The organism is Lichenifustis flavocetrariae (assembly GCF_026130545.1).
Taxonomy (GTDB): Bacteria; Pseudomonadota; Alphaproteobacteria; order Rhizobiales; family Beijerinckiaceae; genus Lichenihabitans; species Lichenihabitans flavocetrariae.
In genome coordinates this window covers 1-8232 of record NZ_JAMOIM010000093.1, presented here as the reverse complement: position 1 = coordinate 8232, position 8232 = coordinate 1, and the positions used below count along the sequence as shown (strand labels likewise).

Here is an 8232-nt window from a genome sequence, read left to right as displayed (position 1 = left end):
ATCGGTCTCGACACCCAATTCATACGCTATTTCAGCAGGTTGCGCCACATCCGCCTACCCACGCTGCATAATCCGGGTTAGCGAACGACGTGTCGAGGAAGTTCTCGAACACTCCGAGACCGTCATTGTTGACCAGGATGTCGGACATGGAGACCACGGTGCCTCACTTCGCCTATTAGTCCGTCGACCACTTCGGTCGACGACAGGTCCGCGGCCACCACGGTGACCTGCACCCGGTGCGGGTCCCGCAGCGTTTCGGCGAGCCGGTTCAGCTTGTCCTCGGAACGGGCGACCAGGAGGGTTGGCACCCCGCTCGGCAAGTTGCCTCGCGAACGCCTCGCCCAAGCCACTCGACGCGCCCGTGACGAGGGCTGTCATGCCCACCACTGCATTGTGCGTTCTCCGTGACGCCTTCGTTCGGAATTGCGTTCCGGACAGATGTGGCGTCTCTCGCCTGCCGCGCCGCTTAGGCGCTGACGACCACGATCAATCGAATGTCATGTAGGAGAACAGGACGCGGATGAGACCGGCAAGGATGGCGGCGAGGACGGCCGATGTCGTCGTCACGCCGACGAAAACGTAAATCAGGAACCACGTGCCGGCGATCGTCGCGGCGCACATGACGTTTCGAAGCATTTCCTTTGCCAGACTTGGTTGCTCGGGCGGCACGGAATTCTCAATCGGGCGAAGATCTGACTGTCGCACGGGCCGCATGATCGAGCCACTCTAAGTCGCGCTCGGACCTTCGCCTGGCCTCAAGCCGTTTCATCCCCTCCGCCGAATCCGTGCATCCGCAGCGCCCACTGGAGGGCGATGAGCGCACCCTTGATCCGGGGAAGCAGAACCAGGGAAAGGACGACGACCATCGTAGGCCAAAGCGTGAAGTTGACCCACGTCGGGATGTCGTCCCATGTGCCGAGAACTGTTGCCATGGCGATCCCCATGACGTGGGCAACGATCAGGATGGTGAGGTAGGGAGGGGCGTCGTCGGCGCGGTGGTGGTGCAAGTCCTCGCCGCACACCTCGCACCGGTCCCGCACCTTCAGGAAAGCGCGGAAGACGTGGCCCTTGCCGCAACGTGGACACCGGCCGAGGAAGCCACGCCTCAACGCTCGTCCGACGTCCCGTTTCTCGGGTCCGGAATGCGCGAATGCCAATGTCGATGAAGGGATCGCCGTCATGGTGACAGCCTGCCCTGTTCGGCCTTGTGGCGGTATTGCAAGCCGATCAGGAGCGCCTTCAGCGGGCGAAGGATGCCCAGGCAAACGACGAGCGTCAGCGGCAGGAAAATGACCATGTCCACCCACATTGGCGGTTCGTAGTTGACCTCCATCCAGAGTGCCGAGCCGACGACGATCGCTCCGCCGATCAACGAGACGAACACCGATGGACCGTCGCCGGGGTCGAAAAAACCGAAGTCGAGTCCGCAAACGTCGCACGACGGTTGGATATCTAGGAAGCCGTCGAAGAGCTTGCCGTTGCCGCATCGCGGGCATCGCCCATGAAGCGCGGCGGATACCGGTCCCACCGGCGGGTAGTCGAGATGGATGGACATCGTTCGTCCTCGCGACGATCCGGGTGCGGAACGCCTCCCCACGACGTGGCTACTCGGCAGGCGCAATCCAAGCTTCAAGCTAAGTAATTTATTGGTATCTTGATGTTTTGCGCATCTATCTAAATAATTTAAACGTTCTGATTGATGTAAAACAGTGGCCTTCGTACCGGCCTCTGACGGCTGACCGAGCGGTGCAAGGTTGGACGTGTTTCTCTGGTCGAGGGCGTGGAGGTCCGATATGTCGACGAACAAGGGCGAAAGCCTTGCTTATTGCCGGGCTCTTGGTCGCTGGCCGGCCGAGGGCGACGGCCCCTCAGGCGTGGGGGGCGGGAAGTGTATCGCCCTCCTGGACGCGGCGACGATCGACTTGATCGACCGCGCCTACATGGGCGCGTTGTACACCTTGAGGTCCAGCCACCATCCGATGTGGGGACCTGCAAGGGACAGGTTCGTCTCGACCTGAAGCGCGCGATCGCCGACCTGGTCAGCGCGGGCGAGCGCGACGAACTCAGGTTGCGCGAGCGGGCCACGTGGCAAGCGGGGCGCCCCGATTTGGATAAAGACGTCATCATCGAACCATTGATGTTCTATCCATCAAGCTACACGTCTAGAATATCAAACGTCGAAACTCGTTTGGACCGATCCCATGGTAACCGCCGCCCAGATCCGTGCAGCCCGCGCCCTCCTCGGCATCGATCAGAAGACGTTGGCCAGCATGTCGAACGTCTCGCTGCCGACCATCCAGCGCATGGAAGCCAGCGACGGCAACGTGCGAGGGGTAGTCCAAACCCTGACCAAGGTCGTCGAGGCCTTGCAGGCGGCCGGCGTCGAGTTGATCACCGAAAATATGCGCAGCGACGCAGGCGGACGCGGCGTCCGCCTGCGGCAAACGGCAGCCCGGGCGGACGCTCGAACTGAATCCTGACGACGACTGCCGCCTCTCATCCGGCGATGCCGCCGTTCCCGCGTGAGGAACACCCATGGACAAGCGACCTGCCCGAAAGCCTACGTTCGCGGAGCTGTTCACCCCCAAGCTGGTGACCATCCTGCGCGAGGGCTACGGCCTTCGCGACTTTCAGAGCGACGCGATCGCGGGCCTCACCGTCGCCATCGTCGCCCTGCCGCTCTCCATGGCCATCGCGATTGCGTGCGGCCTCAGCCCCGACCGAGGCCTGTACACGGCCATCGTCGGCGGGTTCCTGGTGTCCGCCTTGGGCGGCAGCCGGTTCCAGATCGGCGGTCCGGCGGGTGCCTTCATCGTCCTCATCTTCTCCATCGTGCAGCGACAGGGCTACGACGGCCTGGTGCTCGCCACGATGATGGCGGGCGTGATCATGATCGTCGTGGGCCTCCTGAGATGGGGCACTTACATCAAGTACATCCCGTACCCCGTCACGGTGGGATTCACGGCCGGCATCGCAGTCATTATCTTCGCCAGCCAGATCAAGGAACTGCTGGGCCTGGACGTCGTCAAGGAGCCGGCTGCCCTGCTTCCGAAGCTCGCTGTCCTTTGGGCGGCGATCGATACGGCGCGGCCCATCACCGTCACGATGTCAGTCCTGGCGATCGCGCTGATCGTCGGGCTGCGGCGGGTCCGGCCCAACTGGCCCGGCATGTTGATCGCCGTGGCGGTCTGCGCCGCCGTGACCGGCCTCCTGCACCTCAACGTCGCGACGATCGGCACCGCGTTCGGCGGGGTGCCGAGGAGCCTTCCTGCGCCCGTTCTTCCGGCCCTCGATCTTGCCAAGATGCGTGCCCTGATCCCCGACGCGCTCGCCATCGCCCTTCTGGGCTCGATCGAATCCCTGCTCTCCGCGGTCGTAGCGGACGGCATGAGTGGACGCAGGCATCGCTCGAACTGCGAGCTGGTGGCCCAGGGGGTCGCCAACATTGCGGCCGTCATTTTCGGCGGCATGCCCGTGACGGGAACGATCGCCCGCACCGCGACCAACGTGCGGACGGGGGCCAAGGGGCCGATCTCCGGCATCCTGCACGCCATCTACGTCCTGCTCTTCATGCTGATCGCGGCGCCGCTCGCCTCCTTCATCCCGCTCGCCTCGCTCGGCGCGGTGCTGGCCGTCGTGTCTTGGAACATGGCCGAGAAGGAGGAGTTCGTCGGCCTGCTGCGCACCTCCAGGGGCGACGCCATGGTCCTTCTGGCGACCTTCCTGCTGGTCGTCTTCGAGGACCTCACGGTCGGGATCGCCGTGGGTGTCACGTTGGGCGCCTTCCTCTTCATGCATCGCATGGCGGAGGCGGTCGAGGTCGAGGACGGCGGAACGCTCGTCGGCGAGGACCAAGCGGACGACTACGAAGGGAGGCGGCCGGCCTACGATCCCAGGATCGCCTCGGATCCGGAGTTCATGGTCTACAAGATCAGCGGGGCGTTCTTCTTCGGTGCGACCGCGGCCGTCAGCATCGCGCTGGACCGCGTCGGTCGATACCCGAGCACGTTCGTCCTGGACATGGTCGACGTTCCCATGATCGACACGACGGCGGCGAAGGCGCTGGAGACGTTCGTCGACAAGCTGCTGCGGGCGAACACGACGGTCTTCGTCGCCGGTGCCCGGGTTAGCGTCCGGCGAACGCTCCTCCAGGCCGGCCTGCATGAACCCCAGGTTCGCTATGCCCGCACGGTTGACGAGACACGTAGTAGAAAAAGAGGGACCCGCTCCGTCTCCGACACGACTATCGCTTCGGCCGATCAGACAGCGGTTTGATTTTAGGCGAACGGATCGCGCCAGTATCCGTGCTGGGGTCGACGCGCGGGACGGCGTCACTTGCAGGCTCAGATCACGAAGAATCCGATCGTGACCACGGCCATCACCAGTGTCGCCAGCCATCCCATGATCTTCATCGGAAAGGGCAGCGTCAGCCGGCCCATGATGCGTGGGTTCGCGGCGATCAACATGATGACCGCCATGAGGGGCGCCGCGAGCACGCCGTTGACGACGGCGCTCCAGTAGAGCGCCTTGATCGGGTCCAGCGGGCTGAAATTCAGGGCGACGCCGCCGAGGGTGGCCAGAGCGATGGTCGCGTAGAAGGCCTTGGCTTCCCGTGGGCTACTGTCCAGGCTTCCAACCCACTGGAAGACCTCGCTGGTCGCATAGGCGGCGGACCCGGCGAGGACGGGCACGGCCAGCAGGCCGGTTCCGACGATGCCTGCGGCGAACAGGACGAAAGCGAACGGCCCCGCGACGGGGCGAAGCGCCTCGGCGGCCTGCGCCGATGTCTGAATTTCGGTCATGCCGCTGGCGTTGAGCGTCGCCGCCGTCGCCAGGATGATGAACAACGCGATCAGGTTCGAGATCCCCATGCCGGCGATCGTGTCGGTCCGGATGCGCGCGAGTTCCGACGCCGCTTCACGTGGCGCGAGGCGCAAAGGCTGGACATGCCGCCTATGGGCCTCCTCGACCTCCTGCGAACTTTGCCAGAAGAAGAGGTAGGGGCTTATGGTCGTGCCAAGCACGGCGACGAGCGCCATGGCATGCGGCGCATCGAACACCAGATGCGGCACCAGCGTGCCTCGCAGGGCGGCTTCCCACGAAACGTGCGCCACGAAGGCAACCGCGACGTAGGCGAACAGGGAAAGCGTCAGCCATTTCAGCACGGCGGCGTAGCGGGCGTAGGTCAGGAACGTTTCGAGCAGGATGCAGACGATACCGAACAGGACCGTATAGAGGCGCCCAGATCCTCCGACGAGCAGCTGTGCGGCGGCTCCCATCGCCCCGAGATCGGCACCGAGATTGATGACGTTGGCGACGAGCAGAAGAACGACGACGACCCAGAGCAGCCACGCGGGATAATGCCGCCGGAGATTGTGGGCGATGCCGGCGCCGGTCACCGCGCCGATGCGCGCGCAGACAGCCTGGAAAGCTGCCATCAGCGGCAGGCTGAACAGCATCGTCCAGGCGAGTCCGTACCCGAATTGCGCGCCGACCTGGCTGTATGTGGCGATGCCGCTCGGATCGTCATCGGCCGCACCGGTGACGAGACCCGGTCCGAGTTTCTTGAGGAACCCGACCGGCTTCAGTGGAAGTCCAATCGGATTTGGCACGACGGGAATGTTCGTCTCCGGCTGGGGTGGAAGTTTCATCGCAGCCTCAGGACCAAGGGCAGCGCACGATCGCCGTGCAGCCGAGCTTGGACGTGCCATCCGACATTCATCGGCCTTTTCGGGAACGATCGATCCTCGCTTGAACGAACTTCGCCCAGCGGCCATGCGATCATGGCGTCCGTAGTTCCGCAAGCGCGCAACGAGCCTCGGCGCAAACCACCTCGACCGAAGCGTCGGCAGCGACCGAAGCCCAAGCCGCAGGCGGCACGGCTCTTTCGACCTGCGACAGCAACACGTCGCCGGTCGCGTCGGAAACGTCGCCGCGACGCTGAGCGACACGATGGAGCAGGACCTCGCGAGGGGCGGTCAGCCATAGACCCCGGAAGGGGACGCCCTCCCGCTCGGCGACTTCGGCGATCGCGATGCTCTCGTCCGGCCTGTCGAAGACGGCATCCACCACGACGCCGTGCCCGAGGTGCAGGACGCGCGCGGCTTCGGAGCGCAGCCTCCCGTAGACCTCGGCCGAGACGGCCGGCAGGTAGGCCTCCGCCGGCAGCCGCGTTCGGGCCGGCACGCGGAACATGCGCTTTCGCGTCCGGTCGCTGCCGATGACGCGGGCCCCAGGCGCCGGTCCGACGAAGGGTGCGATAGACGCCGCCACCGTCGACTTGCCCGATCCCGAGAGGCCGCCGACGGCCACCAGCCGCGTCGGCCGGACTTCCAGCAAGGCGACCGCCAGGTCGAAGTAGGTTCTGGCGTCGCGCTCAAGACGATCGGCCCCGGCGGTGGCGCCCATGGCCTGCGTCGCCGTCACGTGCGCGCGGACGGCGGCCCGCACAGCCATGAAGAACGGCAGCAGCGGCAGCCCGTCCGTTTCGTCGAGGTCGTCGAGATAGCGGTTGAGCGCGAGGTTGGCGTGCGCATGCAACCCTCGGGCCCACAGGTCCATCAACAGGAACGCCAGGTCGTAGAGGATGTCCGTGGTCGCGAGGTCGTCGCTGAATTCGAGGCAGTCGAACAAGGTCGGATCGCCGTCGATCAGGCAGATGTTGCGCAGGTGAAGGTCCCCGTGCCCGTGGCGGATCTTCCCTGCGACCGCTCGGGCGTCGAGGAGCGGTGCGATGGTCGCCAACCGAGCCCGGAACATTTGGCAGAAGGTGGCCACCTCGTCCTCGCCGAAGACGGTCGTGCCCGCGAAGGCGTTCTGGTTGATGTCCAGCACGGCCGACATGATCTCGGAACCGGACCGATGCCGGTCGGCATCGAGAGTGCCGTGGAACGCCGCGACTTGGCGCGCGAGGGCCTCAATGTATTCCGCCGTTAGGCGACCGCTCGTTGCAAGATCGTCGAACAGGCAGCCCTCATCGAAGCGGACCATGTCGACCACGGCGTCGACGAGCGGGCCGTCCCCGTCGAGCGCGAGGCTTCCGTCAGCTTGTCGCGAGACGCGTCGGACGCCGAGGTAGAGGCCCGGTGCGGTCCGCCTGTTGAGGCGAAGTTCCCGTTCGCACGCGGTCAGCCGCAGGTCCGGGGTCGAGAAATCGACATAGGGCAGGCGCACGTCCTTCTTGAGCTTCAACGCCCGATGCCCGGCGAGTAGGATGATGGATATGTGCGTCTGCATGACCGTCACCGACGAAGTGTCCCGGCCCGCTGCGACAATGGTCTTGAGAAAGGCGATCGTTCCAGCCTGCCAATTTGCGGGCGTTGACGTCTGCACGGAGCGGCCCGAAAGGTGGGAGCCCATTTCGAGCGTCCACCCGTCCGCCAAGGTCACGACGGGAAGTCGGCTTCGAGGACCTCGACGCGATCGGCATGCTGTGACCAGTCAGACAGGTGGCCCGCCTCGCGGAACTGGTGCTTGGCGAAAACGGTTGCCTCCGTCCTGTCAACCGCAAGGGTCTCGACGGAGCCCTGGCATGTTTCGAACTCATGGCCCGTGTCGTTGCGCAAGGTCTTGTAGAACTTCACGATATAGTGGCCCACGCTGATCTCCTTCATTGACGGGTGACAAAGACGTGATCGGTCTCGGCAACGCGAGGCGCCGTCCCTTACCTCTGGCCGGTGGACTCGCCTAGAATCGAGAACCTCTGAAGACAACTGCTAACCTTGCATCTTCCATGCTCTTCCGAGCCGGACACTCAGCGACGTCGATTGAGGCGTGGCTGACAACGTCTCCGGGCTGCCGGCAGCGAAACGCGGCTTGGCCCGCTCCAAGCAAAACGTATGGGTGAAACACATACGACGTTGAACTTTGGTTTGCCCAAGGACTGCCGCCGAAGGATCGCTCTCCGGCGGCAGCCGATCAGACGACGGCGATGTCGTTCTCGACGCCCGTCACGCCAGGGGCGCGCCACGCGGTATCGTCCGCGACCCACTTGTCGTCGAAGGTGGGCACAGTTCCGGTGAGGCGGACCGAGCCGCCCGTCGCGCTCACCGAGACGTTGTCCTGGTAGGAGGACCACGACCGGTGGAGAGCGCGCTTGATGTCGGCCGAGATGTCGGTCGCGCTGGGGCGCGGCTTGAGCGTGATCTGGTCGGACACCCCGACCACGCCGGACAGGGGACGCAGGTCGTGCTCGGCCGCGTCCCTCTGGTATTTCCAGTCGACCTGTCCGGT

The 8232-nt window shown here is 64.8% G+C and carries 11 protein-coding genes; 3 read left to right on the top strand and 8 right to left on the bottom strand.

All coding sequences use genetic code 11. The features are described 5' to 3' along the window. Positions 1–122: 122 nt before the first annotated feature. The 4 genes from M8523_RS35225 to M8523_RS35210 form a co-directional block, all read right to left on the bottom strand. Positions 123–308 (bottom strand): hypothetical protein, encoded by a 186-nt coding sequence (locus M8523_RS35225; protein WP_282589468.1) that lies wholly within the window; start codon positions 306–308, stop codon positions 123–125. Between the two features lie 178 nt (positions 309–486). Beyond that, positions 487–669, bottom strand: a complete 183-nt coding sequence (locus M8523_RS35220) for a hypothetical protein (protein WP_282589467.1) — start codon at positions 667–669, stop codon at positions 487–489. 86 nt (positions 670–755) lie between these two features. Next, positions 756–1181: a DUF983 domain-containing protein gene (locus tag M8523_RS35215; protein WP_282589466.1), complete on the bottom strand. Its 426-nt coding sequence runs from the start codon at positions 1179–1181 to the stop codon at positions 756–758. Then, positions 1178–1555: a DUF983 domain-containing protein gene (locus M8523_RS35210; RefSeq protein WP_282589465.1), complete on the bottom strand. Its 378-nt coding sequence runs from the start codon at positions 1553–1555 to the stop codon at positions 1178–1180. Before M8523_RS35210 ends, M8523_RS35215 begins: the two co-directional genes overlap by 4 nt. Positions 1556–1793: 238 nt before the next feature. Between M8523_RS35210 and M8523_RS35205 the strand changes: the two genes are divergently transcribed. From M8523_RS35205 to M8523_RS35195, 3 genes are all read left to right on the top strand, one after another. Beyond that, on the top strand, positions 1794–2018 hold the full coding sequence (locus tag M8523_RS35205; protein ID WP_282589464.1) for a hypothetical protein: 225 nt from the start codon (positions 1794–1796) through the stop codon (positions 2016–2018). A gap of 183 nt (positions 2019–2201) precedes the next feature. Continuing rightward, complete coding sequence (locus M8523_RS35200) at positions 2202–2480, top strand: helix-turn-helix domain-containing protein (protein WP_282589463.1); 279 nt, start codon at positions 2202–2204, stop codon at positions 2478–2480. Between the two features lie 55 nt (positions 2481–2535). Further along, positions 2536–4275 carry a SulP family inorganic anion transporter gene (locus M8523_RS35195; RefSeq protein WP_282589462.1) on the top strand — a complete coding sequence of 580 codons (1740 nt, stop codon included), beginning with the start codon at positions 2536–2538 and terminating at the stop codon, positions 4273–4275. A 68-nt stretch (positions 4276–4343) separates the two neighbouring features. Here the strand turns inward: M8523_RS35195 and M8523_RS35190 are convergent, their stop codons facing one another. The 4 genes from M8523_RS35190 to M8523_RS35175 all read right to left on the bottom strand — a co-directional run. After that, positions 4344–5651 carry an NRAMP family divalent metal transporter gene (locus M8523_RS35190; RefSeq protein ID WP_282589461.1) on the bottom strand — a complete coding sequence of 436 codons (1308 nt, stop codon included), beginning with the start codon at positions 5649–5651 and terminating at the stop codon, positions 4344–4346. Between the two features lie 130 nt (positions 5652–5781). Next, positions 5782–7389 (bottom strand): bifunctional aminoglycoside phosphotransferase/ATP-binding protein, encoded by a 1608-nt coding sequence (locus tag M8523_RS35185; protein WP_282589460.1) that lies wholly within the window; start codon positions 7387–7389, stop codon positions 5782–5784. After that, the gene (locus M8523_RS35180; protein WP_282589459.1) at positions 7386–7598 is read right to left on the bottom strand and encodes a hypothetical protein; all 213 of its coding nucleotides are present in this window, start codon (positions 7596–7598) and stop codon (positions 7386–7388) included. Before M8523_RS35180 ends, M8523_RS35185 begins: the two co-directional genes overlap by 4 nt. Before the next feature lie 319 nt (positions 7599–7917). After that, positions 7918–8232, bottom strand: a 315-nt coding sequence (locus tag M8523_RS35175) for a BON domain-containing protein (protein ID WP_282589458.1), incomplete at its 5' end; no start/stop codon positions are given.